We start from the raw sequence: 341 nt of genomic DNA, 5'->3' as shown, positions 1-341 counted from the left end.
CTAAATGAGTCTTTCCTGTCCCGGGTGAACCAACTAAAACTACATTTTCTCGATTCTCAATAAATTGTAGGCTACACAAATCCTCTTTGGTTAAGTGAGGAGGGAACCGAAGTTGTTCGGTCCACTCGTAATCATGTAAACTCTTTTTATCTAAGAACTTCGCCTTTTTTATCAAGCGGATCGCTCTCGCTTTTTCTCTTAATCTTATTTCCTCCTGAAGTAGCCCATACAAGTATTGTTCTGGAGTTTCAAACGGTATTTGCTCGTATACATCCGCAACATAAGCTAACCTCAATGACTTACATAATTCTTTAATGTCCTGTTTCAATTGACAGCCTCCT

At 39.0% G+C, this 341-nt stretch carries 1 protein-coding gene; it reads right to left on the bottom strand.

All coding sequences use genetic code 11. From position 1 onward, the window contains the following. A partial coding sequence (locus IC21_RS04955) for an ATP-binding protein (RefSeq protein ID WP_035180591.1) occupies positions 1-328 on the bottom strand: 328 nt, incomplete at its 3' end. Positions 329-341: the final 13 nt, after the last annotated feature.

The sequence above is a fragment of the Heyndrickxia coagulans DSM 1 = ATCC 7050 genome (assembly GCF_000290615.1).
Lineage (GTDB): Bacteria > Bacillota > Bacilli > Bacillales > Bacillaceae_C > Weizmannia > Weizmannia coagulans.
Note: the sequence above shows the minus strand (reverse complement) of the source record. Positions and strands in the feature narration are given on the sequence as shown.